22 protein-coding genes are annotated in these 26,799 nt (G+C 70.3%); 6 read left to right on the top strand and 16 right to left on the bottom strand.

Going from position 1 to position 26,799, the window contains the following annotated elements; all coding sequences use genetic code 11:
* Positions 1–28: 28 nt before the first annotated feature.
* Complete coding sequence (gene mca / locus ACFX43_RS19060) at positions 29–1,015, bottom strand: mycothiol conjugate amidase Mca (protein WP_378832320.1); 987 nt, start codon at positions 1,013–1,015, stop codon at positions 29–31.
* A 195-nt stretch (positions 1,016–1,210) separates the two neighbouring features.
* Between mca and ACFX43_RS19055 the strand changes: the two genes are divergently transcribed.
* Positions 1,211–1,594 (top strand): DUF4307 domain-containing protein, encoded by a 384-nt coding sequence (locus tag ACFX43_RS19055; protein WP_378832314.1) that lies wholly within the window; start codon positions 1,211–1,213, stop codon positions 1,592–1,594.
* 91 nt (positions 1,595–1,685) lie between these two features.
* Here the strand turns inward: ACFX43_RS19055 and greA are convergent, their stop codons facing one another.
* The 5 genes from greA to ACFX43_RS19030 form a co-directional block, all read right to left on the bottom strand.
* A complete protein-coding gene (gene greA, locus ACFX43_RS19050; protein WP_355228320.1) occupies positions 1,686–2,195 on the bottom strand; it encodes a transcription elongation factor GreA in 510 nt (169 codons plus the stop codon).
* Positions 2,196–2,423: 228 nt separating this feature from the next.
* Positions 2,424–3,635, bottom strand: coding sequence for a threonine ammonia-lyase (ilvA, locus tag ACFX43_RS19045; RefSeq protein WP_378840999.1), 1,212 nt, complete (start codon positions 3,633–3,635; stop codon positions 2,424–2,426).
* A 1-nt stretch (position 3,636) separates the two neighbouring features.
* On the bottom strand, positions 3,637–5,079 hold the full coding sequence (locus ACFX43_RS19040; RefSeq protein ID WP_378832302.1) for an AI-2E family transporter: 1,443 nt from the start codon (positions 5,077–5,079) through the stop codon (positions 3,637–3,639).
* A gap of 10 nt (positions 5,080–5,089) precedes the next feature.
* Positions 5,090–6,457, bottom strand: coding sequence for a glutamate mutase L (locus ACFX43_RS19035; RefSeq protein ID WP_378832297.1), 1,368 nt, complete (start codon positions 6,455–6,457; stop codon positions 5,090–5,092).
* On the bottom strand, positions 6,444–7,613 hold the full coding sequence (locus tag ACFX43_RS19030) for a cystathionine gamma-synthase (protein WP_378832291.1): 1,170 nt from the start codon (positions 7,611–7,613) through the stop codon (positions 6,444–6,446). The genes ACFX43_RS19035 and ACFX43_RS19030 overlap by 14 nt, the downstream gene beginning before the upstream one ends.
* A 104-nt stretch (positions 7,614–7,717) precedes the next feature.
* Between ACFX43_RS19030 and msrA the strand changes: the two genes are divergently transcribed.
* Positions 7,718–8,371 carry a peptide-methionine (S)-S-oxide reductase MsrA gene (msrA, locus tag ACFX43_RS19025; RefSeq protein ID WP_378832288.1) on the top strand — a complete coding sequence of 218 codons (654 nt, stop codon included), beginning with the start codon at positions 7,718–7,720 and terminating at the stop codon, positions 8,369–8,371.
* Positions 8,372–8,373: 2 nt separating this feature from the next.
* Here the strand turns inward: msrA and ACFX43_RS19020 are convergent, their stop codons facing one another.
* Positions 8,374–8,865: a GNAT family N-acetyltransferase gene (locus ACFX43_RS19020; protein ID WP_378832283.1), complete on the bottom strand. Its 492-nt coding sequence runs from the start codon at positions 8,863–8,865 to the stop codon at positions 8,374–8,376.
* Positions 8,865–9,404 carry a DinB family protein gene (locus ACFX43_RS19015; RefSeq protein ID WP_378832273.1) on the bottom strand — a complete coding sequence of 180 codons (540 nt, stop codon included), beginning with the start codon at positions 9,402–9,404 and terminating at the stop codon, positions 8,865–8,867. The genes ACFX43_RS19020 and ACFX43_RS19015 overlap by 1 nt, the downstream gene beginning before the upstream one ends.
* 76 nt (positions 9,405–9,480) lie before the next feature.
* On the opposite strand from ACFX43_RS19015, the gene ACFX43_RS19010 reads away from it, so the two are divergent.
* Together ACFX43_RS19010 and ACFX43_RS19005 are read left to right on the top strand one after the other, a co-directional pair.
* A complete protein-coding gene (locus tag ACFX43_RS19010; RefSeq protein WP_378832269.1) occupies positions 9,481–10,593 on the top strand; it encodes a diacylglycerol kinase in 1,113 nt (370 codons plus the stop codon).
* A gap of 187 nt (positions 10,594–10,780) precedes the next feature.
* Complete coding sequence (locus ACFX43_RS19005; protein WP_378832265.1) at positions 10,781–11,584, top strand: SDR family oxidoreductase; 804 nt, start codon at positions 10,781–10,783, stop codon at positions 11,582–11,584.
* Positions 11,585–11,588: 4 nt separating this feature from the next.
* Here the strand turns inward: ACFX43_RS19005 and ACFX43_RS19000 are convergent, their stop codons facing one another.
* From ACFX43_RS19000 to ACFX43_RS18975, 6 genes are all read right to left on the bottom strand, one after another.
* On the bottom strand, positions 11,589–12,626 hold the full coding sequence (locus tag ACFX43_RS19000; protein WP_378832258.1) for a GNAT family N-acetyltransferase: 1,038 nt from the start codon (positions 12,624–12,626) through the stop codon (positions 11,589–11,591).
* A gap of 22 nt (positions 12,627–12,648) precedes the next feature.
* Positions 12,649–13,272, bottom strand: coding sequence for a YigZ family protein (locus tag ACFX43_RS18995; protein WP_378832254.1), 624 nt, complete (start codon positions 13,270–13,272; stop codon positions 12,649–12,651).
* Between the two features lie 18 nt (positions 13,273–13,290).
* The gene (locus ACFX43_RS18990) at positions 13,291–14,070 is read right to left on the bottom strand and encodes a sulfite exporter TauE/SafE family protein (protein WP_378832246.1); all 780 of its coding nucleotides are present in this window, start codon (positions 14,068–14,070) and stop codon (positions 13,291–13,293) included.
* A gap of 43 nt (positions 14,071–14,113) precedes the next feature.
* Positions 14,114–16,132 carry a hypothetical protein gene (locus ACFX43_RS18985; RefSeq protein ID WP_378832239.1) on the bottom strand — a complete coding sequence of 673 codons (2,019 nt, stop codon included), beginning with the start codon at positions 16,130–16,132 and terminating at the stop codon, positions 14,114–14,116.
* A 111-nt stretch (positions 16,133–16,243) separates the two neighbouring features.
* Positions 16,244–17,647, bottom strand: a complete 1,404-nt coding sequence (locus ACFX43_RS18980) for a magnesium chelatase (protein ID WP_350662119.1) — start codon at positions 17,645–17,647, stop codon at positions 16,244–16,246.
* Positions 17,644–20,496 carry a BTAD domain-containing putative transcriptional regulator gene (locus ACFX43_RS18975; RefSeq protein WP_378832234.1) on the bottom strand — a complete coding sequence of 951 codons (2,853 nt, stop codon included), beginning with the start codon at positions 20,494–20,496 and terminating at the stop codon, positions 17,644–17,646. Before ACFX43_RS18975 ends, ACFX43_RS18980 begins: the two co-directional genes overlap by 4 nt.
* A 114-nt stretch (positions 20,497–20,610) precedes the next feature.
* Between ACFX43_RS18975 and ACFX43_RS18970 the strand changes: the two genes are divergently transcribed.
* Positions 20,611–21,036 carry a YchJ family protein gene (locus ACFX43_RS18970; protein WP_378832228.1) on the top strand — a complete coding sequence of 142 codons (426 nt, stop codon included), beginning with the start codon at positions 20,611–20,613 and terminating at the stop codon, positions 21,034–21,036.
* 96 nt (positions 21,037–21,132) lie between these two features.
* Entirely contained in the window at positions 21,133–22,773 is a 1,641-nt protein-coding gene (locus ACFX43_RS18965) for a GAF domain-containing sensor histidine kinase (protein WP_378832225.1), read from the top strand.
* Positions 22,774–22,779: 6 nt separating this feature from the next.
* On the opposite strand, the gene ACFX43_RS18960 is transcribed toward ACFX43_RS18965, so the two are convergent.
* The gene (locus ACFX43_RS18960; RefSeq protein ID WP_350662111.1) at positions 22,780–23,442 is read right to left on the bottom strand and encodes a response regulator transcription factor; all 663 of its coding nucleotides are present in this window, start codon (positions 23,440–23,442) and stop codon (positions 22,780–22,782) included.
* The gene (cydD, locus tag ACFX43_RS18955) at positions 23,436–26,798 is read right to left on the bottom strand and encodes a thiol reductant ABC exporter subunit CydD (protein WP_378832219.1); all 3,363 of its coding nucleotides are present in this window, start codon (positions 26,796–26,798) and stop codon (positions 23,436–23,438) included. The genes ACFX43_RS18960 and cydD overlap by 7 nt, the downstream gene beginning before the upstream one ends.
* Between the last annotated feature and the right edge of the window lies 1 nt (position 26,799).

Raw genomic sequence — 26,799 nt, 5'->3', positions numbered from 1 at the left:
CATTGTCTCACCTTTGCCTGAGAGATCTTCAGGCGGTGACGACCTTGCCGAAGCTGATCTCGCGACCGACTGCGGCCTTGCCCTCGTCATCGGCGGTGGAGACGTCGAGACCGGCGAACAGATCGGTCTCTTCGCGCCTCGTAGCCTCGGGCACCGGCACGTAGGAGGTCACCAGCTCGTAGTCCTCGGTCGGCCACGCCTCCTTCTCGATCTCCCGGGGCACCGCGAACCAGGGGCCGTCGGGGTCGATCTGGGTGGCGTGCGCGAGCAGGGCCTGGTCACGTACGCCGAAGAACTCGGCGCACTCGACCTTCGTGGTGACCCGCTCGTCCCAGCCCGGGTCCGGCTTCCACTCCTCGAGGCGCTCCTCGTACGGCGAGGCCAGGCCATGACGCTTGATCGCCTCGTGCAGGGCGATCATGCGGGGGTAGTTGAAGGTGTGGCTGTAGTAGAGCTTCAGCGGCTGCCACGGCTCGCCCGCGTCCGGGAACAGGTCAGGGTCGCCCGCCGCCCGGAACGCCTCCACCGAGACCCGGTGGCACATGATGTGGTCCGGGTGCGGGTAGCCCCCGTTCTCGTCGTACGTCGTGACCACATGCGGCCGGAAGGAGCGAATGATCTCGACGAGCCGGCGCGTGCTCACCTCGAGCGGCGTCCGGCCGAAGCAGCCGTCGGGGAGCAGCGACCAGTCCTTGGCCCCCATCTCCTTGACCAGCATGAACTCCTCGACCCAACCGGAGTCCACGAAGCCGAGCCAGTCCTGCTTGATGCCGAGGATGTCGCGGGCGCGATGCATCTCCTCGCGGCGGATCTCGTGGATGTTCTCCAGGATCCCGGGGCGCTCCATCTTCGGGTTGAGGATGTCGCCCCGCTCGCCGCCCGTACACGTCGCGACATGGACGTCGACCCCTTCGGCGACGTACTTCGCGGTGATCCCGGCGCCCTTGCTCGACTCGTCGTCGGGGTGCGCGTGCACGTGCATCAGGCGGAACGCCTGCTGGAGCTGCTCTGGCATGAGTTCAATCCTAACCACGCTCCGTCTCACCAATCGGTTACCCGCTCCCACTCCGCGGACAACTTTGGTGGTAGGTGTCCGGGGACGGATGTGCGGTCTCCTTCGGCGGGGTGGGACCATGTTTCCCGTGAGCACGCCGTCATCTGCCGAAGCGGAGCCCGAGGCCGTGAGCCTGCTGAAGCGGAGCCCGAAGCCATGAACTCCGAAGAATCCCGCATCGCGGCCCGCTACGGCCGCGGCCCGAGCCGTCGCCCGGGCGTACTCATGATCGGGCTGATCCTCGCCCTGGTGGCGATCATCGGCTGGTTCGGCTGGGCGCTGTGGCTGGCCCTGCACCCCGAGGTCTCCTCCGGGCTGGAGAAGTGGGAGGCCGTCAGCGAGAACGAGGTCGAGGTGACCTTCGTCGTACGCCTACACGACAAGGACGCGAAGCCGGTCTGCACCGTCGAGGCCGAGGACGACCAGGAGGAGAAGGTCGGCCACCTCGAGTTCACCGCCACCGAGGGGCGCCAGACGATCACGATCCCGACCGAGCGCCGCGCGCTGCGGGTCGAATGGGGCGAGTGCACGGTCGAGTGACCGTACTTCTCAGGTGTTTCCTGCACTTCTCGGGCAATGCAATGCCAGAGAAGTGCAGGAATCACCGGTTAACCGGGTATCCCTACACCGGTCACCCGGTGAAGACCTCAGTCTTCAGGATCTCGACCTTGAGCGGCCCGCGAGGACCCTCGTAGGTCACGGTGTCACCGACGCTGGCACCGATGAGGGCAGCGCCGATGGGCGAGGCGGCAGAGGAGATCTCGACGCCGCCCGCGTAGTCCTTCATCTCGATCGAGGCGATGAGGCGGGTCTCGGCCTCGTCGTCGTCATCGCCCTCGAACTTGAACGTGACCAGCTTGCCGACCGAGACGACACCGTCGTCCTCGGGGACGGTGGTGTCGGCCTTGCGCAGCAGTGCCTCGAGCTGCTGGATCTGGCCCTCGAGCTTGCCCTGCTCTTCGCGAGCGGCGTGGTAGCCGCCATTCTCCTTGAGGTCACCTTCGTCGCGGGCGGAGCTGATCTCGGCAAGGATCTCCTGGCGTCGGGGGCCCTTCAGGTCTTCCAACTCGGCGGTGAGCTTGTCGAATGCACCCTTGCTGAGCCAGATAGTGGCAGCCGTGGTCTCGGTCGACTGAGTCATAGCGAGTTACTCCTGATGGGTAGTGAATAGGTAAGGGGCGCCGGTCAACCCCCATCAACCGGCGCCTTTTCTCCCTGCTGAGCGGGCGTGTTTCACCCAGCTGAACGTTCCGCGGGAGATCGTCAGAAGGTTCAGTTTAACAAGGCAACCACACCCGAAGACAGTTCGCGACCGAAACGTCGCGCAATCTGACCTCGGGACCGTTCCCCGGAACGTCAGGTCGAACGCTTAGGGCGTGGTCGCTGGATATCCCTTGCTGCGCAGCTGTTCGAGAACTCGCTCGGCGTGGGTCTGACCCCGGGTCTCCAGCTGGAGCTGCACACCGACCTCGGCGAGCCGCAGCCCTGGGTTCGTACGCGAGTGCACGACCTCCATGACGTTGGCCCCGGTGTCGCCGATCACCGACAGCAAGGCGGCCAGCGCCCCGGGCTGGTCGGGGATCTTCACCGCGACCGGCAGGTAGCGCCCGGCCAACGTCATGCCGTGCTGGATCACCTTGCCGAGCAGGAGCGGGTCGATGTTGCCGCCGGACAGCACCACCACGACGGGTCCCTCGAAGGCCTCGGGTGCGTCCATCAGAGCGGCCACGCCGACCGCGCCGGCGGGCTCGACGACCAGCTTGGCCCGTTCGACGAGCGCCAGCAGCGCGCTCGAGATCGCCTCCTCCGAGACCGTACGGATCTCGTCGACGTAGGTCTGGATCATCGGGAAGTTGGTCTCCCCCGGCAGGCCGACAGCGATGCCGTCGGCCATCGTCGGCATCTTGTCGAGCCGGATCGGCCGGCCCTCGCGCAGCGAGACCGGGTAGGCGGCGGCCGTCTCGGCCTGCACGCCGATCACCTTCACATCGGGGTGCTTCGCCTTGATCGCGAGCGCCGCACCGGCGAGCAGGCCACCACCGCCGAGCGGGATGACGACCGTCTTCACGTCCGGCGCCTGCTCGAGGATCTCGAGCCCGATCGTGCCCTGGCCTGCGACGACGTCGGGGTGGTCGAAGGGGTGGATCATCACGGCACCGGTGCGCTCGGCGAAGGCCATCGCGGCCTCGAGGCACTGGTCGACGTACTGCCCCTCGAAGATCACCTCCGCGCCGTAGGCGCGGGTGGCCTTCTCCTTCGGGATCGGCGCGCCTTCGGGCATGAAGACGGTGGACGGGATGCCGAGGGTCGTCGCCGCCAACGCGACGCCCTGGGCGTGGTTGCCCGCGCTCGCGGCCACCACCCCGTTCTTGCGCTGCTCCTCGCTCAGCCGGGCGATGCGTACGAAGGCCCCGCGGGCCTTGAAGGAGCCCGTACGCTGCAGGTTCTCGCACTTGAGGATGACCTTGTCGCCGATCATGTCGGTGAGCCAGCGGGCTCCCTGGACAGGCGTCTCGGTGATGTGCTCGCGCAGCAGCTCGCGGGCCTCGAGGATGTCCTCGTACGTCGGCTGACCATGCATCTCAGGCACTGCCTGCTCCTGGGCTCGGCGGGGGTGGGGAGGTCGGCCCGTTGGCCGTCAACGGGGGCGTCGGCGCCTGAGCCTGGGCCAAGGCCTGGGCCGGGGCGGTGGCGGTCAGGTGGTTGGCCACCGCGTTGAGGGCGGCCACCAGCGGCACGGCGACGAGCGCACCGGCCACGCCACCGAGCACGATGCCGGTCGCGACCGCCAGAATGACGCCGAGCGGGTGGACCCGGACCCAGCGGCCGAGCAGGAACGGCTGCAGGCCGTGGGCCTCGAGCTGCTGGACCAGGATCACGCCACCGAGCATCAGCAGCGCCGTCACCGGGCCCTGGGAGACGAGCGCGACGAGCACGGCGACCGCGCCCGCGACGGTGGCACCGATCAGGGGCACGAACGAGCTCAGGAAGACGAGCACGCCGATCGCCGCCACGAAGGGGACCTGCAGGGCTGTGGCGATGATCATGATGCCGACCGCGTCGACCGCGGCCACGATGACCGTCGCCCGGGTGAACTGGGTCAGTGACACCCAGGCGACCCGGCCCGAGCTGTCCATCCGGCTGCGCGCGGCCCGCGGCGCGAGCCGGACCAGCCAGCCCCAGATCCGCTCGCCCTCGGCGCAGAAGAAGTAGGTGGAGAAGAGCACGATGAACAGGCCGGCGAAGACGTCGAGAGCGACCCCGCCGACCTCGCTGACCCGGGAGAACGGGTTGGAGGCGTACGCCGCCGCCCAGTCCTCCAGCGTGGTCTGCACCGTGTTGAGCCATGTGTCGATCTGGGTCTCGCTCGCGTTGAACGGGCCGTTGATCAGCCAGTCGCGGATCTCGTCGAGCGCCTTGACGGTCTGCCCGGCCAAGTCGTTGAAGCCGTTGGCGACCTGGGTGCCGGCGAAGCTCAGCATGGCGATGACCGCCACGAGCACGCCGATCACCACGAAGAGTGCCGAGATGCTCCGCTTCAGGCCTATCCGCGCCAGGCCGTTGACGACCGGGGAGACGAGCGCGGCGATCAGCAGCGCGATGACCACCGGGACCACGACGATGCTGAGGAAGCCGAGAGCGCGGACGATGAGGTAGCCGGCGGCGACGATCACCAGGAACCGCCAAGCCCACTGCGCAGAGAGCTCGACGCCGTAGGGGACGTCGGTGCGGCTGACGGCCTTGGGAGCGGTCACCGGCTCCGGCGCGGCCAGCTGCTCCTGGCGCTCCTCGCGCAGGCGCTCGAACTGGTTGACGAGGCGAAGCGCGAAGTTCTCGGCCGACTCACGGGCCTCCGCGGCGGCCTCCTTGGCGACCTCGGCGGACTCGCGCGCGTCGGCCTCCTCCTGGGCGAAGCGATGCGCCTCACGCGTCTCTCGGCTGCGTCTGAGCGCGCCCTTCATCCGCTCGAGGCCATCCTTGGCACTCCGCTTCTCGCCCCCGGGAACATCCCCCTGATCTGTCACCTGACAGAGGCTACCGGGAGGGTGTGAGGTGGGTCGCAAGGTGCCGCGCAGTCGTGGGGTGCGACCGCGCGAGGAGCCCTACCGCGGCGAGCACGTAGTCGCTGTCGACCGCCCGCAGCGGCGCCTCCGGGAGCTGCCATCCGCCGCGCGCCGACCAGCGCATCACCCGCTCCTCGATGCCGTGGCGTCCGTGCCGGAGCACGCCGCCGGAGCCGATCACCACGCCGACCCGGCGCAGGTCGGTGCCGGTACGCTCGATGACCTTGCCGCTCGGGGACAGGACGACCCGCGAGCGACCCGCGTGCCGCTGCAGGGCCGTGGAGATCGCGATCCTCGCCAAGAGCTCGTCGATGTCCTTGTCCTGCTCGGTGCGCGGCAGCCAGCCGGGGTGGTTGCGCCGATGCTCGACCTCGCCGGAGAGATCCGACTCGGCGAGGCTCGGGTCGGAGTGGTCGGCCACCGCGAGGGTCGTGGTCGCCGACCAGCGCATGCCCAGGTCACCTTCGACGGTCCGGGTCACCGGGGTGACGGCGACGACCTCCTCGCGTACGTGCTCCGCCTCGGGGTCGGGGCGGACCACGCTGTGCACGTCGGTCGTGGCGCCACCGACGTCGACGACGACCACGTCCTCGCCGAGCACCTCGGCAAGCGTCTCGACTCCCTGGAGCACGACATCGGGGGTCGCCCCCTGGACGATCCGCCGGAAGTCGGTCCGGCTGCTGAGGTTCTTGCCGCCGATCACGTGCTCGAGGAACATCTCCCGGACCGCCGCGCGGGCGCTCTCGGGCGCCAGCACGCCGATCTTCGGAACGACGTTGTCGCAGGTCACATGAGGGACATTGGCCAGGATCTCGTCGATCTCCTGGTTCGCCTCGCGGTTGCCCGCCACGACCACCGGTCCACGCCAGCCGGCCGCGGCCAGCTCGCGTGCGGCCGAGACGACGGCATCCCGGTTGCCTCCGTCGGTGCCGCCGGTCAGCAGCACCAGGTCGGGGGTTGTGACGCTGAGAGTGGCCCCCAGGTCACCCTCGGCTTCACGATCTGCGGTCGCGATCACCGCGACGACCTTGCCACCACTGGACAGCGCCACCCGGCGCCCGGCCTCGGCGGTCACCAGCTCCTCGTTGCCGACCACGGCGATCCGGAGACCGCCGCCGGCCGAGGAGCAGGCGAGGATCTCGGCGCCGGCCGCCCGGGAGTCCTTCTCGGTGAGAGCGGTCAGACAGGCGTCGTACGCCTCCATCACCTCGTGCAGCGACGTCGGTGCACTCGCGGTGCCGAGGATCTCGCCGGAGACGAGATCTACATGGAGCGCCTTGGTCCAGGTGGAGCCGAAGTCGACGCAGACGGCGGTCTGTGGCGAGTCAGCTCTGGTCAAGGGCCTGCTCGAGGTCCGCGACGAGGTCCTCGGCGTACTCGATCCCGACGGAGAGCCGCACCAGGTCGGCCGGCACCTCGAGGTCGGTGCCCGCAACGCTCGCGTGGGTCATGCGTCCGGGGTGCTCGATCAGGCTCTCGACACCGCCGAGCGACTCGCCCAGCGTGAAGATCTTGGTGCGCTCGCACACCGCGAGCGCAGCGGCCTCGCCGCCCTCGACGCGGAAGGAGATCATGCCGCCGAACCGCTTCATCTGCTTCTGGGCGGTCGTGTGACCCGGGTGCGTCTCCAGGCCCGGGTAGATGACCTCGCCGACCTTCGGGTGCGAGGTGAGGAAGTCGGCGACGCGCTCGGCGTTGTCGCAGTGGCGGTCCATGCGTACGGCCAGGGTCTTGAGGCCACGAAGGGTCAGCCAGGCACCGAACGGGTCGGCGATCGCGCCGGCGGCGTTCTGGAGGTAGCCGATCTTCTCGGCGATCCCGAGGTCGCGGACGACCACGGCGCCGCCGACGACGTCGGAGTGGCCACCGACGTACTTCGTCGTGGAGTGCACCACGACGTCGGCGCCGAGGGTGAGTGGCTGCTGCAGGTAGGGGCTGGCGAAGGTGTTGTCGACGACCAGCCGCGCGCCGGCCTCGTGGGCGACCGTGGCCAGGGCCGAGATGTCGGCGATGTTGAGCAGCGGGTTGGTCGGCGTCTCGACCCAGACGACCTTGGTCTTGCCCGGCTGGATCGCGGCCGCGACCGCGTCGACGTCGGCGACCTGGGCGGGGGTGTGCGCGATGCCCCACTGGCTCTCGACCTTGTCGATCAGCCGATGGGTGCCGCCGTAGGCGTCGTCGGGGATGACCATGTGGTCACCGGGCCGCATCAGGCTGCGGATCAGGGTGTCCTCGGCCGCCAGACCGGAGGCGAAGGCGAACCCCTTCTCGCCCTCCTCGACCGCCGCTAGCGCGCCCTCGAGCGCGGTGCGGGTCGGGTTGGCGGAGCGGCTGTACTCATAGCCGTTGCGCAGGCCACCGACGCCGTCCTGCTTGTAGGTCGTGGTGGCGTAGATCGGCGGGATCACCGCACCCGTGGTCGGGTCGGGCTCGTAGCCCGCGTGGATCGCCTTGGTCTCGAAACCGGCCTTGCCGAGGTGCTGCTGCTCGCTCACACGCCGAGCCTACGTCCGATCTCGTCCCGCCGCCCATCCGGGAACGTTCGCGCGTCGAACTGTGTTGGAGACTGATAGCAACCCTGACTTTCTGGAGGTCACTCATGTTCGGTCGGCCAACTCAACTCTTCCCCGAGGACCGCACCCTCGCCGGGCGCGACCAGGCCCTCTTCGACCTGCCCGCCAAGCACCGCGTGCTGGGCACTCCGCTGCTCGCCTCCCCCGAGGACGGCACCGCGCCGGAGGGGGCCGAGGTGGCGTACTTCGGTCTCGGCTGCTTCTGGGGCGCCGAGGAGATCTTCTGGCAGACGCCGGGGGTCTACTCGACCGCCGTCGGGTATCAGGGGGGCACCACGGCCAACCCGACCTATGACGAGGTCTGCAGCGGTCAGACCAACCACACCGAGGCGGTCCGGGTCGTCTTCGACCCCACCGTGGTGTCCTACGCGGACCTCGTCAAGAAGTTCTTCGAGGTGCACGACCCGACGCAGGGGATGCGGCAGGGCAACGACGTCGGGACCCAGTACCGCTCGGCGCTCTACTACGTCTCCGACGCGCAGCGGGAGACCGCTGAGGAGCTGACCAAGGTCTACGGCGACGAGATCGCCCGGCGTGGCTACGGCGAGATCACCACCGAGATCCGCGAGGTCCCGACCTTCTACGCCGCCGAGCCCGCACACCAGCAGTACCTGGACCGCGTGCCCAACGGCTACCGCTGCCACGCGAACACGGGCATCGCCTTCCCCGCGACCGCCTGAGGTCAGGTCAGGGGCAGATACATCACGTGGAGGCCGACCCGGCCGTGCGACGTCGAGTCGAACGCGTCCGGGACGGTCCCGATGATCTGGAACCCGAGGGACTTCCACAGGCGTACGGCGGTGGTGTTGGTCTCCACGACCGCGTTGAACTGGATGCCGTGGAAGCCCTGCTCACGGTGCCAACTGACGCAGTAGTCGCCGAGGGCGCGGCCGACGCCCTTGCCGCGGGCGTTCGGCGAGACCATGAACGAGGCGGTGCCGATGTGGCTGCCGCGGCCCGGGCGGTTGGGGCCCATCTTGGCGCTGCCGAGGATGTGCTCGTTCTCGGCGTCGCCCTCGACCGCGACGACCACGTGGTCGTACATCCACATGTCCTTGGCCTCCTCGGAGGACAGGCCTTCGGGGTAGGCGTAGGTCTCCCCCGCCGCCACGATCTCGGACCAGAACGGGTAGATCTGCGGCCAGTCCTGGGCCGTCGCTTCGCGGATCTGCATCAGAGGTCAACCTTTCCGTCGATGGCCTCGCGCATGAGGTCGGCGTGGCCGCAGTGCCGGGCGTACTCCTCGATCATGTGGACCAGGATCCAGCGCAGGCTGATCGTCTTGCCGTCTCGGGTCGTGCCGACCGCGATCTGGTCGAGGGAGCCGGCCGCGTCGGTGAGCTCGTTGGAGCGAGCGATCGCCTCGCGGAGCAGCGTGCGCAGCGCCTCGGGGTCGTCCGCGGCGGCGCTGCTGAACTCCCAGTCCTCGTCGTCGTCCCAGGGAGCCGTGTCGAACGGCGGGACCGGGCCGTTGCCCGCCAGGCGTACGCCGAACCAGATGTCTTCCACGTACGCCATGTGCTTGAGGAGTCCCGCCAGCGTCATGGTGCTGGGCGGGAAGGGGCGGTTGAGCTGCTCGTGATCGAGGTCCTCGACCTGCTTGAGCAGGGTCGCCCGGTGGAAGTCCAGGAACGTGCGCAGGGTCGTGGACTCGTCCGCGACATAGGGGGCACCGGTCGGATGTCGGGTGTCCTCGAAGAGTGCCTCGGTCATGGGCGCCAACGTAGCGGTGGGGAGTTTCCGCGGCGAATCACTTTCGCCAAACTGAAACACGTTCTAGATTGGCGTCATGCCCCACGCACCCAGAGGTCCACAGAGTCCCGAGAAGCCCCTCCGAGTCGTCGTCTGGTCCACCGGGACGGTGGGCCGTCACGCGATCGCGGGAGTCGATGCGCATCCCGACCTGGAGCTGGTCGGGGTCTGGACCTCGACGCCGGCGAAGGCAGGTCAGGACGCCGGGGAGCTGGCCGGGCTCGGACGTACGCTCGGGGTGGCGGCGACGACGTCGCGGGACGAGCTCCTCGCGCTCGCGCCTGACTGCGTCGTCCACGCGGCGATGACCGACGACCGGGTCTTCGAGGCGATCGAGGATCTGATCGGGCTGATCCGCGACGGGGTCAACGTCGTCTCCTCCGGCCCGGTGATCCTGGTGCACCCGCAGGGGACGCTGCCGGACGAGATGATCTCGGGCATCGACGAGGCCGGGCGGGAGGGCGGTGTGTCGCTGCACGTCAACGGCATCGATCCGGGCTTCGCCAACGACGTCCTGCCGCTGGTTCTGACCTCGCTCTCACAGCGGATCGACCACCTCCGGGTCAGCGAGATCGCCGACTACTCGACGTACTTCCAGCCGGTCGTGATGAAGGATCTCTTCGGCTTCGGTGGCTCGCTGGAGGACAAGCCGTTCCTGTGGGAGCCGGGCGTGCTGAGCACCGCGTGGGGCCCCGTCGTCCGGCTCTTGGCCGCCGGTCTCGGGGTGACCCTCGACGAGCCGCTGGTGGAGTCGGTCGAGCGACGGGCGGCGGTCAAGGACACCAGGACCGTGTCGGTGGACATCGCGGAAGGCACCCAGGGCTCCGTACGTTTCACCGTCACCGGCACCGTCGACGGGATCCCCCGGATCACGCTGGAGCACGTCACCCGGACCGACGCGACCTCCGACCCCGACTGGCCGGTCCCGGCGAAGGGCGACGGCTGCTACCGCATCGAGGTCACCGGCGAGCCGTCGATGACCGTCGAGTTCAGCCATCACGGCGAGCACGGCGACCACAACGTCTCCGGGATGATCGTCACGGCCCAGCGCCTGGTCAACGCCATCCCCGCCGTCGTCGCCGCCGAACCCGGCCTCGTCTCCCCTCTCGACCTCCCCCTGATCACCGGCCGCGGCCTCGTCACCCGATGAGCGAGAAGTCGCTCCGGTCGGCCGAGACGTCACGTACGACGGTCGAGGCGTCACCGACGTCGGCCGACACGTCACGTATGTCATCTCGGCCGACGCAGGCGACGCCTCGGCCGACCCCACTGACTTCTCGGCCGACGCAAGCGACGTCTCGGCCGACCGCCCTGACGTCTCGACATGGAGGAAACAGATGAGCATTCTCGAACGATTCAGACTGACAGACCATGTGGCGGTGGTGACGGGGGCGGGGCGCGGGATCGGGGCTGCGGCCGCGGTGGCGCTGGCGGAGGCCGGGGCGGACGTGGTGATCGCGTCTCGGACGGAGCGCCAGCTCCGGGCGGTTGCCGAGAGGATCGAGGCGGTGGGACGGCGGGCGCTGGTGGTGCCGGCGGACCTGGCCGACACAGCCGCGACCGCGGGGCTCGCGGAGCAGGCGTACGAGGCGTTCGGGCGTCTCGACATCGTGGTCAACAATGTCGGCGGGACGATCCCGAACACGTTCCTCGACACCGACGAGGGCTATCTCGAGGAGGCCTTCCACTTCAACGTGACCACGGCGCACGCGCTGACGCGGGCGGCGGTGCCGTATCTGGTGAAGAGCCCGGACGGGCAGCAGTCGGTGGTGTCGATCAGCTCGATGATGGGACGTACGGCAGGGCGCGGCTATCTCGCCTACGGCACCGCGAAGGCCGCGCTGGCGCACTGGACGCGGCTGGCCGCGACCGACCTGGCACCGCGGATCCGGGTCAACGGCATCTTCGTCGGCTCGGTGCGTACCAGTGCCCTCGAGTTCGTGGCGGGCGACGACACCATGCGTGGCGAGATCGAGTCGAAGACCCCGCTCGGACGCATCGGGGAGGCGGAGGACATCGCCGCCGCGGTGGTCTACCTGACCTCCCGGGCCGGCAAGTTCGTCACCGGGAAGATGCTCGAGGTCGACGGCGGCACCGAGGCGCCGACGCTCGACCTCAAGCTCCCCGACGTCGGCGCCTAGAGGTCTAGACCGTGACGTCCTTGTGCCAGGACTCGGTGACGTAGTCGGTCACCCAGCCCATCGACTTGTAGAGCCCGTCGGCCCCGGTGGGGCTGTCGGCGTCGACCTCGAGCGAGACCCGGTCACGGCCGCGCTCGATGGCGTCGCCGATGACGGCGTAGAGCAGTCCCTTCGCCACCCCGCGGCCGCGGGCGTTGCGGTTGACGCCGATGTATTCGACGTACGTCCCCTCGACCCCGGCCGCGTTGGCGGGCAGCACCGAGGCGACCAGCGAGCCCGCCGGCAACACTGAGCCGTTTGCCTCGGGGTCCGCTTCGGCATCGTCCACGTAAGCCAGCCACCAGTGGTCCCAGCGGTGACCCGGGTCCTCACGGAGGCGCTGTACGAACTCCGGGAAGCTCTCCCGGTAGGAGTTGAAGTGGTCCTGGAAGGACTCCTCCAGGGTCTGGTGGACCGTCTGCAGGTCGGCCGCGACGGGCATGCCGTTCTCGTGGGTCTCGACCGGGCGGATCGTCACCCCTTCGCGGAGCGGGGGCACCTTCTCGTCGGGCAGCACCGGCCGGCTCATGTGCAGCCAGGTGCGCTTGTTGGTGAACTCCGCCGCGGCCAGCCACTCGCGCTGCACGGTGTCGTCGGCGAACGGGCTGGCGTCGAGGTGAGACTCGGTGATGCCGCGCAGCTCGGCCATCGACCGGGCCTGGTCCTCGAGCCAGGCGTAGAGCCCGGCGGCGACCTCGGCGGCCTGGGCGATGGTGCGGTCGACGTAGAGGTAGACGAGCGTGCGCCCGGCGGCGCGGTCGTGGGCGATGGCCCAGGCGCGGATGTCGCCGTCGGGGTCGATCGCGACGAGCTGCTGGCGGGTCCAGGAAGCAGGCCCGGCGATCTGACCGGTGATGGCGTCGGCATCGACCTTTCCGGAGCCCTCGAACGGCGTCTTGTCGGCCGCCCGCAGCCTCAGCAGGGCGGGCAGATCGTCGAGGTCTGGGACCTTCGCCGTCCATCCGGCAGGGAGTTCCACGGGCGTCTCGCTATGGTCGCTCACCCGTCCATTCTCCCAAAGAGAGTCAGCGGTCGACCCAGCGGTCCGTGCCTGGGACCAGCGACGATGCTCCGGCGGTCAGCTCGGCGAGCAACGATTCCAGTCGGTTCTCGTCCTCCGGAGGAGCCCCGACCCGCAGGGTCACGGCGGTCCCATAGGCAGTGTCGAGCACGGTCACACCGGCGGATCGCAGGTCGGTCTCGAGGCGGCCGGCGGCATCGTACGGAACCTCGATCCGATACTCCCGGACCAGCTCTCGCCGCAGCGTGCCGACCTCGTCGAGCCCGTTCCGGACGGCGTCGGAGTAGGCCCGGACGAGGCCACCCGCGCCGAGCAGCGTTCCCCCGAACCAGCGGGTCACGACGGCGACCGTGTCGGAGACTCCGGCGCCGCGGAGCACCTCGAGCATCGGCGCCCCGGCGGTGCCGGCCGGCTCGCCGTCGTCGTTGGAGCGCTCGACCGGCTGCGGTGGTGGGCCGATGATGAAGGCGGAACAGGTGTGGCGAGCGTCCCAGTGCTGCTTGCGGAGACGCTCGACGACCGCTCGCGCATCGGCCTCGTCCTCGACCCGGGCGAGGGTGCACAGGAACCGGGACCGCTTCACCTCGATCTCGGCGGCGCCGTCGCGGCCGATGGTCAGATAGTGCATCTCACCCCAGAGCCCATGTCACCACAGTCCCAGCACGCTACCGCCGAGACGGATGATGAACCCGGCGACGACGACGATGAAGAAGACGCGTACGAACCCGGCGCCCTTCGCCACCGCCGTCCGCGCCCCGAGGTAGCCGCCGATCAGGTTGCACACCCCCATCACCAGGCCGGTCTTCCACAGCACCGCGCCCTGCGGGATGAAGACGACCAGGGCAGCGAGGTTGGTGGCGACATTGGCCATCTTCGCCTTCGCGCTCGCCTCCAGGAAGGAGTATCCCAGGAGGCCGACGAGCCCGATCACCAGGAAGCTGCCGGTCCCGGGGCCCAGGGCACCGTCGTAGAAGCCGACCGCGAACCCGACCGCCATCGCGCCGATCAGATGCCGGTGACCGTCGTACCTCAGCTCGGTCGCCTCGCCCAGGGACGGCTTGAAGAGCACCCACGCGCCGACCAGGATCAGCGCGATCAGGACGATGGGCTCGAAGACGGACTCGGGAAGGTACGACGCCACCCCCGCCCCCAGCGCAGAGCCCGCGAACGCGAGGATCATGAGCGGGATGAAGGTCTTCGGGTCCGGCCCCACCCGCCGGTAGTAGGTCGCCGCGCTGATCGAGGTGCCGAAGATCGAGGCCAGCTTGTTGGTCGCCAGGATCTGCACCGGCGCGGCGCCGGGAAGGAAAAGCAGCAGCGCGGGGAGCTGGATCAGCCCGCCTCCGCCGACCACCGCGTCCACGTAACCGGCGGCCAGGGCCGCGAGGGCGAGAAGGGCAAGTACGTTCAGCGTCTCCTCGGGCACGAGCGCAGGTTACGCGGCCTGATGCTCGCCGAGTTAACTCGGTTCAGCCGGCCCACCAGCCGCGGCCACCGAACGCGTCGGGATAGCCGCCGCCGTAGGAGTTCGACGTACGCCGCGCCGTCCTGTCGCCGAGATAGGACCCGACCACGGCCGCGCCGAGGTCGTCCAGCTCGGGGGCGACGACGCGGCCCTCGACGCGGCGCGCCATGGAGTCGATGAAGCGGGCCAGGCCGGGATCGTCGCCGAGGCGGAAGAAGGTCGTCTGGGCGCCGAGGCGGCGGGAGTTCTCCAGCTCCTCGACGGACCGAGCGATCGTCACCGGGTGGGGCGGGTAGGAGAACCAGACGTCGCCGCCCGCCTCCAGGTGGGCGGTGGGCTCGCCGTCGGTCACGATCAGGAGCACCGGCTGGGCGCCGGGGTGCTTGCGGAAGTGCCGGTTGGCGAGCAGCAGCGCGTGGTGCAGGTTGGTGCCCTTGTCCCAGATCGCGTCGAGCGCGGTCAGCTTCTCGATCTCCATCGTCTGGGCGTAGCGGCCGAACGAGATCAGCTGCAGGTCGTCGTTGCGGAAGCGGCTCTTGATCAGGGTGTGCAGGGCCAGCGCGGTGCGCTTCATCGGCACCCAACGGCCGTCCATCGCCATCGAGAAGCTGGTGTCGACCAGGAGGGCGACCGCTGCCTGCGTACGGGCCTCTGTCTCCTGCACCTCGATGTCGTCGACGCTCAGCCGCACTCCGGGGCCGCGTCGGCCCTCGCCGACCTCCCGGATGACGGCGTTCGTGATCGTGCGAGGTACGTCCCAGGGCTCGGTGTCGCCGAAGGCCCAGGGCCGCGAGGAGCCGGAGAGGTCGCCCGCCGCGCCGGCGCGCTGCAGGTCGCGTTCGCCCTGCCGTCCGGAGAGCCGCTGCGCGACGTCGCGGAGCAGGGCCTTGCCGAGCTGGCGCATCGCCTTCGGGGTCAGCCGGAGGTCGCCGTCGGAGCCCCGCTCGAGCTGACCGGAGTCACGCAGCGCCTGCTCCAGCTCTTGCAGGGTGCGCGCGTCGACCGCGGCCTGGTCACCGAGCTGACGGGAGAGGGCGTCGAGGTCGATGTCGTCGAGCCGCGAACCGGCGTAGGACTGCTGGAGCTGCTCGGAGAGCTGGTCGAGCTCGGCGATGTCCTGCAGCACGCCGGTGCCGTCACCGAGACCCAGGCCCTCGCCGCCGCCGAACTCCTCGGAGCCGTACCAGTCCTCGCCGGGCCGCGCCGCCTGCAGGTTGGCGTCGAGCTGTGCCATCTGCTCCATCAGTGCGGGCGACCCGAAGGCCTGCTGGGAGAGCTCCATCAGCTCGCGCCGCTGCTCGGCCGACATCGAGTTGAGCATCCGCTGGGCGGCCGCCGAACGCTGCGCGAGGGTGTCGAGCAGCTCGTCGATGTTCTGCGGGTTCTCGGGGAAGTACTGGCCGTGCTTGGCCATGAACTCGTCGAAGTCCTCGGGGGTGTCCTCCCCGCGGTTATGCTTGTCGAGGAGCTCGTTGAGATCGCGCAGCATCTCCGCGATCGCCTCGCGGTCCTCGTCGGTCGCCCCCTCGAGCGCCTGCTTCATGCCCTTGAACCGCTGGTCGAGGAGCTCGCGGCCGAGCAGGTCCTTGATCTCCTCGTAGGCCTCTCGGGCCTCGCGTGAGGTCCAGTCGTAGGAGGCGAGCTCGCTGACCGCGGCGGCGGTGTTCGGCGAGAGGTTGTCGATCTGCATCTCCCGGAACGCACGGTCGCCGTCGTCCATGGTGACGTCGCGGGCCAGCTGCTTGCGCTCCTCCAGGACCGCCTTGTCCAGCAGCTCACGCACCTGCTCGAGCGTGCCATCGAGGTTGTGCCGCTGCAGCAGCTCACGGCGCCGTTCGGCGACCTGCCGGGCGATGTCGTCGAGCCCGCGCTGGTCCTGTCCCCCGCGCCGCAGGAACTCCCGCATCGCCCGCTCGGGCGAGTAGCCGGACATCACGTCCTCACCGATCGCGTCCAGCGCCTCGGCGATGTCGACCGGCGGCGCGAGCGGGTCACCCCCGGCGTACTTCTTGTAGCGGCTCATGGTTGGTGCTCCTTCACGCATGTAACACGCTGTTCGTAGGTCTATCCGGTCGTTCTGATAGGGCGAGTAGTCCTACGAACGACGTGTTACCCCCGGCCGATGCCTCCCGGCTCAGCCATAGATCGTTTCCCCGTCGGCTGTGTCTTTGCCGATCTTTCTGGCCAGGAACAGGCCCTCGAGCGCTAGCTCGATGGCGCTGGCCAGCTGGCCGTCGTTCTTGGGGCCGCCGGTGGACTCGTAGACGCGGTCGCCGATCTGGTCGTAGAGGTCGGACTCGCCCAGGACGGGGAGGCCGGCCAGGAAGTCGCCGGCAGCGACCTTGGTGCCGGTGGTGACCATGCGGCCGTCCTCGATGGCGTCGATGAGCAGCGCGAAGTCGAGGCCGCGGAAGGACTTGCGGACGGTCTCGGCGACGGCCGTACGCAGCAGGTGGGTGAGGATCTCGGCCTCGCGGCCCTCCTCGCCGGACTCGAACTCGATCTTGCCGGAGAGCACCTCGACGGCCGTCTCCAGGTCGACGATGCGGGCGACCGCGTCGGCCTCGCCCTGGACGGTGGCACGGTGCAGCGCCGCGGCGGCGACGGTCTCGGCGCCCGCGATCGAGAAGCGGGCGGAGACCCCGGAGCGCTGGTCGACCGCGGAGGAGCTGCGCAGGTGACGGGTGAAGACGGCGAGGATCTCGAGGAGGTGGTCGGGTACGTCGGCGACCAGGGCGGCCTCCTGCCGGATGACCGCCATCTCCGCGGCGAGCTCGCGCGGGTAGTGGGTGCGGATCTCGGCGCCGAAACGGTCCTTCAGCGGCGTGATGATCCGGCCGCGGTTGGTGTAGTCCTCCGGGTTTGCGGAGGCGACCACGAGCAGGTCGAGCGGCAGCCGCAGCACGTAGCCGCGGATCTGGATGTCGCGCTCCTCCATCACGTTGAGCATCGCGACCTGGATCCGCTCGGCGAGGTCGGGCAGCTCGTTGATCGCGACGATGCCGCGGTGGGAGCGCGGGATCAGGCCGAAGTGGATCGTCTCCGGGTCACCCAGCGAGCGTCCCTCGGCGACCTTCATCGGGTCGACGTCGCCGATCAGGTCGGCCACGGAGGTGTCGGGGGTGGCCAGCTTCTCCGAGTAGCGCTCGGAGCGATGCTTCCACGCGATCGGCAGCGCCTCACCGGCGGTCGCCGCCAACCGCTGGGACCCCACGCTGACGGGCTCGTAGGGGTGCTCGCCGAGCTCGGATCCCTCGATGACCGGTGTCCACTCGTCGAGCAGCCCCACCAACGTACGCAGCAGCCTGGTCTTTCCCTGACCACGCTCGCCCAGCAGGACGACGTCGTGCCCGGCGATCAGGGCACGCTCGAGCTGCGGGATGACGGTGTCCTCCAGGCCATGCAGCCCGGGCCAGGGGTCCTCTCCGGCTGCCAGCTTCGCCAGCAGGTTGTCGCGGATCTCCTCACGGAGCGACTTGAACACATGGCCACTCGCGCGAAGCTGGCCGAGGGTGCTGATCGTGGGTGCGGCAGTCACGGACGCAACGCTACGCCGCCGCCCAACCCCTGGGCGGCCTCGGCGTCGACGTCCCGATCCGCGGATGCCGAGGAACCGACGCTGGCGAGCAGCTCCTCGACCCGCTCCCGGGTCAGCGCGGTGCGGTCGAGCTCCCCCACCTCGTCCAGGATCGCGACGACCTCGTGGAGCGTCGCCCGGGCCTGCGCGACACGCTCGGTCTCGCGCTCGACCACGGCGCGGCGTACGAGGACGTTGGCCTCACCCCACCGGTTGCGCTCCTCGAGGCGGTGGGCCAGCTCCAGCCGCAGATGGGTCTCGGCCTCGGCGTAGCGCCGCAGGCCGATCAGGGCATCGACCAGGGTCATCCGCGGCGAGGCGGAGGAGTCGACGTCGACCGATGCGTAGCCGATCTCCTCCTCGACCAGCCGCACGGCGTCCTCGTAGCGCTCCATCCGGACGTAGACCTCGGCCAGCCCGATCAGGCTGGCGCGGGCACGGTCGTCCATCCCGGCCGAATCCGCGACGGCGTACGCCTCCTCGAGGACCGCGACGGCCTCGTCGAGGGAGCCGGTCATGCTGAGCGCCTGGCCACAGTTGGACAGCGCCATCTCCAGGCCGGCGGCGGTCCCGGCCTCGCGGAACACCTCGGCGGCGCCACGGAACTCCACGATCGCCCGGGGCAGGTCGCCGACCCGCGCCCGGCTGATCCCGAACTGGTTGCGGATGTAGGCCGCGTCGACGTGCTGACCGGCGCGGAGGGCGGCGTCGAGGCCGAGCTCCTGGAGCGGGATGGTCTCCGCGGGTGGGTGCCGCATCGAGAGACTGAACATCTTGTTGACCAGCTGGTACGCAGGGCCCAGCAGCCCCGCGCGCACGGCGAGACGTACGGCGCTGCCCATGGTCAGCCACTCCCGGTCGCCCCAGGCGCGGGCCTGCTGCGAGGTGGCGAAGCTCAGCGGCGTCACCCCTTCGACCACGGGGTCGAGGCTCATCAGCCGGAAGGACCGTCCGTCGGCCTCCGAAGCGGCGACCAGGGAGTGGGTGTACCAGCTCACCAGCCGCAGCAGCGCCTCGCCGGACTCCTTCTCCGAGCCCATCTCCAGGGCGTAGTCGCGGATCAGGTCGTGGAGCACGAAGCGTCCGGGGCGGTGCTCGCGCACGAGGTTGGCGTCGACCAGCTTGTCGACCAGGCGCCGGGCGGCGGCGATGTCGACGGCGAAGAGCGCCGCCATCGCGGGCATCCCGATCTCATGACCCGGGCGGAGACCGAGGAGGCGGAAGGCACGCCGCGACTCCTCGTCGAGGGAGTCGTAGGACCAGGAGAAGACCGCGCGCAGGTCGGAGATGGGGTCGAGCGGTGCCTCCAGCGCCGCCAGCCGGCTGGTCTCGCCGTCGAGCTCGGCGACCAGGGCGGTCAGCGTGAGGTCGGGGTAGCGACTGCAGCGCTCCGCCGCGACGGCGAGAGCCAGCGGCAGGTGTCCACACCTGTCCGCGAGGGCGCGTACGTCCGCCTCGTCGGCCGTCCGGTCGGTGAGCCGCTGCCTCAGGAAGACCGCCGACTCCGCCGGTGCGAGGGTGTCCAGCGCAAGCCGGCGAGCGCCCTCGCGGGTCGCCAGGCCACGCAGCTGGCTCCGGCTGGTCACCAGCACCAGCGAGTCACCACCCGGCAGCAGGGGTCGCACCTGGGTGGAGTCGCGAGCGTTGTCGAGCACCAGCAGCATGCGCCGCTGCGCGAGCGTCGTACGCAGCAGGGCCGACGCCGCATCCACCTCGGCCGGCACCGAGGCGGCGTCGACGCCGAGCCCGATCAGCAGGGTCGTGAGCGCCTGGGCGTGCGAGAGCGGCTCGCCCGGCCCGAAGCCGCGCAGGTCGATGAAGAGCTGACCGTCCGGGAAGTACTCGGTCCGGGCACGGGCCCAGTGCACCGCGAACGCGGTCTTGCCCACCGCCCCGATGCCGTGCACGGCGACCACGCTCGGCCAGCCGGCGTCGTGGGAGATGGTCACCGCGTCGAGCAGCCGGAGCTCGGCCTCTCGCCCGGAGAAGCTGGGGATGTCGGCCGGGAGCTGTCTCGGGACCATGTCCTCCTCCGAGACGCGCTGCGCGGGCACGGTCGCCTGACCCTGGGATGCCTCGACCTCCAGGGCGGGCGAGGAGCCGGTCAGCAGCCGGGTGAACGTGGACCGCAGCTCCGCGCCGGGGTCGGCGCCGAGCTCGTCGGCCAGTCGCGCCCGGACCTCCTCATAGGCCTCCAACGCCTCGGCCGTACGCCCCGCCGCGTCCAGCGCATCCAGGAGCACCACCCACAGTGACTCCCGCAACGGATGGTCGCCCACCACGAGGCGCACGTCGGCGACCGCCTTCGCGGCTCGGCCGGCGGCGATGTCGAGCTCGGCGCGATGCTCCAGCGCGGCCAGGTAGCGGTCGACCAGCCATGGACGGGTGCGCTCGGCCAGCGAGTCCCCGGAAGGCTCGTCGAACGGCTCTGCACGCCACAGCGCGATGGCCTCCTCGAGCCGGTCGTAGGCCTCCGGGCCCTCAGCCGCGTCGAGAAGGTCGATGAAGGTGAGCGCGTCCACCGAGGAGCGCGGCAGGTCGAGGATGTAGCCGCCGGCGGCGCGGCGTACGACCTCCTTGCCGAGCACCCGACGCAGCCGCCCGATGTAGGTGTGCAGGCTGCCGCGCGGATTGTCGGGGAGCTCCTCGCCCCAGATCCGGTCGGCGAGCAGGTCGGCGGAGACCGGGGTGCCGGCCTCCAGGGCCAGCAACGACAGCAAGGTGCGCGGGCGTCGTCCCGGGACCTCCACGGGCTCGCCTGCGCGCGTGACGATCAGGGGGCCCAGCAGACAGATGTTCACATCCGTCACCGATGCACCCCCGCCGTCCCGAGCCGATTGCGCCTGAGAGCCACCCCCACACAATAGACGGGGCGCTCCGGGCCCACGACGAGAATGCGCCCATTCCAGTACACAATGGGGCGCATGTCTCCCTTCGGCCGCACCGCCACCGGTTCGCCCCTGCCCGAGGAGTGCCCGTGCGGCAGCGGGCGGCGCTACGCGATGTGCTGCCACCGGCTGCACCGTGGCGGCGCCCTGGCCGAGACGCCGGAGGAGCTGATGCGCAGCCGCTACGCGGCGTACGCCCTCGGGGACTGGGACTACATCTTCCGCACCTGGCATCCGGGGACCCGCCCCGACGACCTGAGCGTGGCCGCACCCGACTCGCGGCTGAGGTGGACGGGGCTGGAGATCGAAGGCTCCGGGCTCGATGACGACACCCACGGCTGGGTCGCGTTCCGGGCGTCCTACCAGGCACCGTCGGGCGACGGGGTGCTCGCCGAGCACAGCCGGTTCGAGGTGCGTGCCGGACGGTGGCTCTACGTCGACGGCGAGATCGCGAGCCAATGACCAAACGCAAGCATTCGCGTGATTTTGAGGCAGACAGTGGAGAAACTGTTGCCGATATGTGGACGCGACCGGGTCCAGCACGACAGACTCTGACAAGTGACCACTGACGCGACCGAGGACCTGACCGGTCTGGAGCCATCGGCGCGCTCGCTCTTGGACGCGGTCATCGCGATGTCGAGCGAGCTCGACCTGAGCGCCATGCTGGAGAGAATCACCCGCTCCGCCTGCGAGCTGACCGGTGCGAGCTACGGCGCCCTCGGCGTCCTCAGCCCCGACGGTGACCTGCAGGACCTGATCACCTACGGTCACCAGCAGGAGCCGACGCTGCAGGTCGTCGGCAAGAGCCGGGGCCGCCGGGCTCGTGTCGATGATGATGGCGATGACGACGAGCCGGCATCGACGACCCGGCCCAGAGGAATCACCGCTCCCGAGCCTCTCCTGCTGGTCTCACCCCGCACCTCCGATGGCGGCGGCAGCCACGCGCTGCGTACGGGCGACCCCGGCAAGCGCAGATTCATCGAGGTGCCGCTGCGCATCGACAACCGCGACTTCGGCCACCTGCTGCTGTCGGAGAAGGTCGGCGGCGCCGAGTTCACCAGCCACGACGAGCAGCTCGTCGTCGCCCTCGCCCGGGCCGCCGGCGCCCAGATCGACAAGGTGCGCGAGCTCGAGCTCAGCGAGCAGCGCCGCAAGTGGCTCGAGGCGAGCGCCGAGCTCAGCCGGGCCCTGAGCCCGCCCCTGGACCACCTGGTCGCCCTCGAGCGGATGTGCGAGACCGCGCTCCCGCTGATGCGCGCGATCGGGGTCGGTGCCGGCACCCGCATCGAGCACGGTCTCGTCTCCGGTGTCGCTGCCGCGCCCGGCCAGGAGGAGCGGGTCCGGGCGGTGACCGAGAAGGTCCCGCTCCTGATCGACCGTCGCATCGTCGAGCCGCTCGACCTCGAGGTCGACGGGCTCTATGTCGTGGTCGCTCCGGTGCGCTCCTCGCTCGCCGGCCGCGGCGCGCTGCTGGCGATCTACGACAAGGCCAGCTCCGCCCACGACGAGCACGAGCGCGAGCTCTTCTTCGGCTTCGCCGGCCAGGCCGCCCTCGCTCTGGACCGCCTCCGCGCGGTCGAGGACCGGGCCGACCTCGCCGTCATCACCGACCGTGACCGGATCGCCCGCGACCTGCACGACGTGGTCATCCAGCGCCTCTTCGCGATCGGGCTCCAGCTCGAGACCCTCGGCCGCAACCCGCAGCGGGTCGAGGACCTGCCCAAGCGCCTCTCGGAGCAGGTCGACGCGTTGGACCAGACCATCAAGGACGTACGCGGCTCCATCTTCGACCTCAGCAACCACGACGCCTCCTCGCTGCGCGCGCAGGTGCGCGAGGTCGTCCGGGAGTACGCGGGCGTCATGGACTTCACCCCGGAGATCAAGATCACCGGGCCGGTCGACACCGCGGTGCCCGACTCGGTCCGCAACCACCTGCTGCCGGTGCTGCGCGAGGCGGTCTCCAACCTCGCCCGGCACGCCCAGGCCCACAGCGCCCAGATCGAGCTGAGCCTTCAGGACGACGAGATCAAGCTGGTCGTACGCGACGACGGCGGCGGCGTCCCCGACGAGGCCGAGGAGAGCGGGCTGAAGAACGCCCGCTGTCGCGCGGTCCAGCTCGGCGGGCAGCTCGAGATCGGCCCGCGCTCCCCCAGCGGCACCGAGCTCGTCTGGCAGGTGCCGCTCGGCGCTGGGGTCTGATTCCTACTACTGACCCCGGCGGGGGTGGAGCAGCTCCTTGGCCATCAGCGCTGCCTGGGTGCGTCGCTGCACACCGAGCTTGGCCAGGATGCTGGAGACGTAGTTCTTGACCGTCTTCTCGGCCAGGAACATCCGGCCCGCGATCTCGCGGTTGGTCAGGCCCTCGCCGATGAGCGCGAGCAGGCGCTTCTCCTGGGGCGTGAGCGCCTGCATCTGCGGCGACTCACCATCGGGGTTGCGCATCTTCTCCATGACCTTCGCGGTCATCAGCGGGTCGAGCAGCGAGCCGCCACCAGAGACGGTGCGGATCGCCTCGACCAGGTCGTTGCCGCGGATGTCCTTGAGGACGTAGCCCTTGGCCCCGGCCATGATCGCCGAGAAGAGCGCCTCGTCGTCGTCATAGGAGGTCAGGATGAGCGCGAGCATCTCGGGGTAGGCCGCACGGACCTCACGGCACACCTCGATCCCCGAGCCGTCGGGCAGGCGGGCGTCGAGGACGCACACGTCCGGCTGGAGGCGGTCGATGTCCTCGCGTGCCTGGGCGGTGGTGCCACCCTGGCCGACGACGGCGATGTCGTCATGACTGTCGAGCAGTGTCGTCAACCCTTGGCGCACGACCTCGTGGTCGTCGAGCAGGTAGACCCGGATCGTCCTTGTCTCGGTCAACACCGTCTCACTTCCCCCATTCGTTGAAGGGAGACCACGGTATCGGTCAGCCCCAGTCCGGTCGATGTGTGAGTCATCCACAATACGGTTTTCGTGCCGCCATGCGGACCAGGCTCTGCGCCAGCTGTCGAGCCATCCTCCCGCGCGAGCACCTCACGCGCCAGCGACGCGGCGGTCGCGGTGTCCAGATGAGCCAAAGGTTCATCCAGAACCAGGACCTTGTGCCCTGCCAGCAGCGACCTCGCCACCGCCAGTCTGGCCCGTTCGCCGCCGGAGACCTCGGCGGCGCCGTCGCCGAGCCTGGTCTGCATCCCTGCGGGGAGGGCATCGAGCCAGTCGCCGAGGCGGGCGCGCCGGATCGCCTGCTCGACCTCCTCGTCGGTGGCTCCGGGCCTGGCCAGGCGGACGTTCTCGACGAGGCTGGAGGCGAAGACGTGCGGGTCGTCGTCGACGAGACCCACGATCTTCCGTACGTCCTGTGGATCCATGTCGCGGGTCGACCGGCCGCCGAGCGTGATCGTGCCGGTGTCCGGGTCGAGGAAGCGCAGCAGCAGCGCGGCCAGGGTGCTCTTGCCGGAGCCGGAGGGGCCGACGATGCCGATCCGCGCGCCCGGCTCGACGTGCAGGTCGGGGATCTCGACGCCGTGGCCGACCGTCTGGTCGCCAGGGTGGGCGGTGACGCCGGTGATCGTGATCGTGGTGTCGTCGGTGGGCCGCTCGGGATGCTCCGGGGCTCTGACCGCCGGCGGGCGGCTGGTGAGATCGTCGAGGCGGCGCTGCGCGGCACGGGTGCGGGCCCGGGCGGCGCCGGCGTCGGCGAGCGTCGCTGCGGGCTCGGCCAGCGCCAACGGGACCAGGGTGAGCAGTGCGAGCATCGGGCCGTCGCCGACGGTCGCGTAGGCGGCGGTCGCGGCGACCGCCGCGCCGGCGCTGACCAGCACGATGGCCTTGGCCAGCGAGGAGGCCGACGCCGCTGTCGTGGTGGCCCTGGTGGCTGCGTCGGCCAGGTCGTCAAGGGTCTGCAGTACCGGCTCGCCGGCCTGCCACATCCGGCGCTCGGTCGCCGTCTGGGTCGCCTCGACCACCTGCTCGGACACCTTCGCCCGCACCGTGACCGAGATGTTCTCGGCGCGTGCTGCTCCGGCGTACGCGATCCCGAAGGCCGCTCCCGCCGCCAGCACCGTGGCCATGGTGAAAGCCCCAGCGACCGGGTCGATGAGCGCGGTCGCCAGGACCGCGAGGGCCGCCACGACGGCGTACTCCCGGATCGGCAGCCGCACCCGCAGCTCCTCGTCGAGCACCGCGTCGACATCGTCGACGACGCTGGCCAGCACGTCTCCCCTGCGGCCGGGCAGCGCGCCGGGCACCAACGGCACCAGCGCGTCGTAGATCTGCACCCGCCGCCTGGCCAGCAGCCGCAGCGCACTGTCGTGCGACCACAACCGTTCCAGGTAGCGCAGCACCGGCCGAGCGATCCCGAACGTACGCACCCCCACCATCGCCGCCACCAGCGTCAGGATCACCGGGTGGTAGGAGGCCTTGATGATCAGCCATCCCGCCAGCGCCGTCAGCGCCACCCCCGACGCCCAGCTCAGACCACCGACCACTGCCGACCCCCACAGCGCCACCCGCGCCGACCCGTCAGATACGTCGGCCGAAGCGTCAGGTACGTCGGTCGAGGCGTCAGCGGTTGCCGTCTCGGCCGACGAGAGCGACGTCTCGGCCGACGCGGGCGACGCCTCGGCGGGCGGGGTTTCGGCGGAGAGGGTGATGACCTGGTCGGCGATGTCGATGAGGGCCTGGCGGTGGGCGACGAGGACGACGGCGCGGTCGCGGGCGAGGTCGGTGACGGTGTCGGCGATGATCCGCTCGGTGTCGGGGTCGAGGTGGGCGGTCGGCTCGTCGAGGAGGACCCAGGAGCGATCGGAGAGTACGACGCGGGCCAGCGCCAGCCGGGCCCTTTCGCCCGCCGAGAGGGAGCGGCCGTCCTCGGCCAGGTCGGCGCCGAGACCGCCGGGGAGGTCGGCGATCCGGTCGGCGAGGGCTACCCGCTTGAGTACGCGCCACAGGTCGCTCTCGGTCGCCTCCGGCGACCCCAGCCGCAGGTTGTCGGCGATCGTCCCGCTGACGAACACCGGACGCTGGGGCAGGTAGGCGAACCGCCGCCGCCACTCGTCGCCCGCGGCCGGAGTTCGTCCGTCGAGCTCGACCGTGCCTGCGTACGTCTCGTGGAGGCCCGCGATCGTCGCCAGCAGCGTGGACTTCCCGCAACCGCTCGGCCCGACGATCGCGGTGATCCCCCGGCCGGGGACCGTCGCGGAAACCGGAGCCAGCGCCGGCCGCTCACGCCCCGGGTAGGTGACGGACACGTCGCCGACCTGGAGCCCGCGCGCGTCGGTCGAGCCGCCGGAGCCGCTGGGCGAAGGCGTGTCGAGGCCAACACAGTCCGCGGTGGCCTCGAGAGTCGCCGTACCCTCGGCGGCTGCGTGGAACTCGGTGCCGACGCGGCGCAGCGGCCAGTAGGCCTCGGGGGCGAGCAGCAGGACGACGAGAGCCGTCTGCAGGTCGACCGAGCCGGCAGCGAGCCGGACCCCGATGATCACCGCCACCAGGGCGACCGAGATGGTGGCGACGAGCTCGAGCACCGCCGAGGATGCGAACGCGATCTTCAGGGTCTCGAGGGTGCGGCGGCGGTAGCGGTCGGTGATCGTGGCGATGACGCGCGACTGGGCCGTGGCGCGACCGAAGGCGACCAGGGTCGGCAAGCCCTTCATCACGTCGAGGAAGTGACCGGCCAGGGCCGACATCGCCCGCCACTGGCTGGCCGCCTGGTCACGCGTGGCCAGCCCGACCAGCACCCCGAAGATCGGGATCAGTGGCAGCGTGAGCCCCACGATGAGACCGCTGAGCGGGTCGGTCCAGACGATCACCGCGAGCACCATGACCGGCAGCACGCACGCCAGCACCAGCGCCGGCACATAGCGCGTCAGGTACGGCTCGGCGGCCGAGACCCCGCGCGTGGCCAGCGCCGAGAGCGAGCCCGAGCTCTCCGACCGGCCGCGCAGGATCGCCCCGACCACCCGGCGCCGCAGGTCCGCCCCGACGACACCGGCTGCCCGGGCACCGGCCACGTCGGAGACCGCTCCGAAGACGGCGCGCCCGGCGAAGACGGCCACGACCGCCAGGGCCCAGCCGCTCACCGACCCCGTGTCGCGGATCGCGGAGATGAGCAGTCCGGTGACGGCGTACGTCTGGGCGATCAGCAGCACCGCACCCAGCACCCCGGCCGCCACCACGACGGCCAGCGGCCGCCGGGCTACCGACAGCTGGGCGCGCAGTCGCGGGTCGTTCGGGCGCATC

The organism is Nocardioides sp. YIM B13467, assembly GCF_042788075.1.
Lineage (GTDB): Bacteria > Actinomycetota > Actinomycetes > Propionibacteriales > Nocardioidaceae > Nocardioides.
This window is presented reverse-complemented; position numbering and strand designations above follow the sequence as displayed.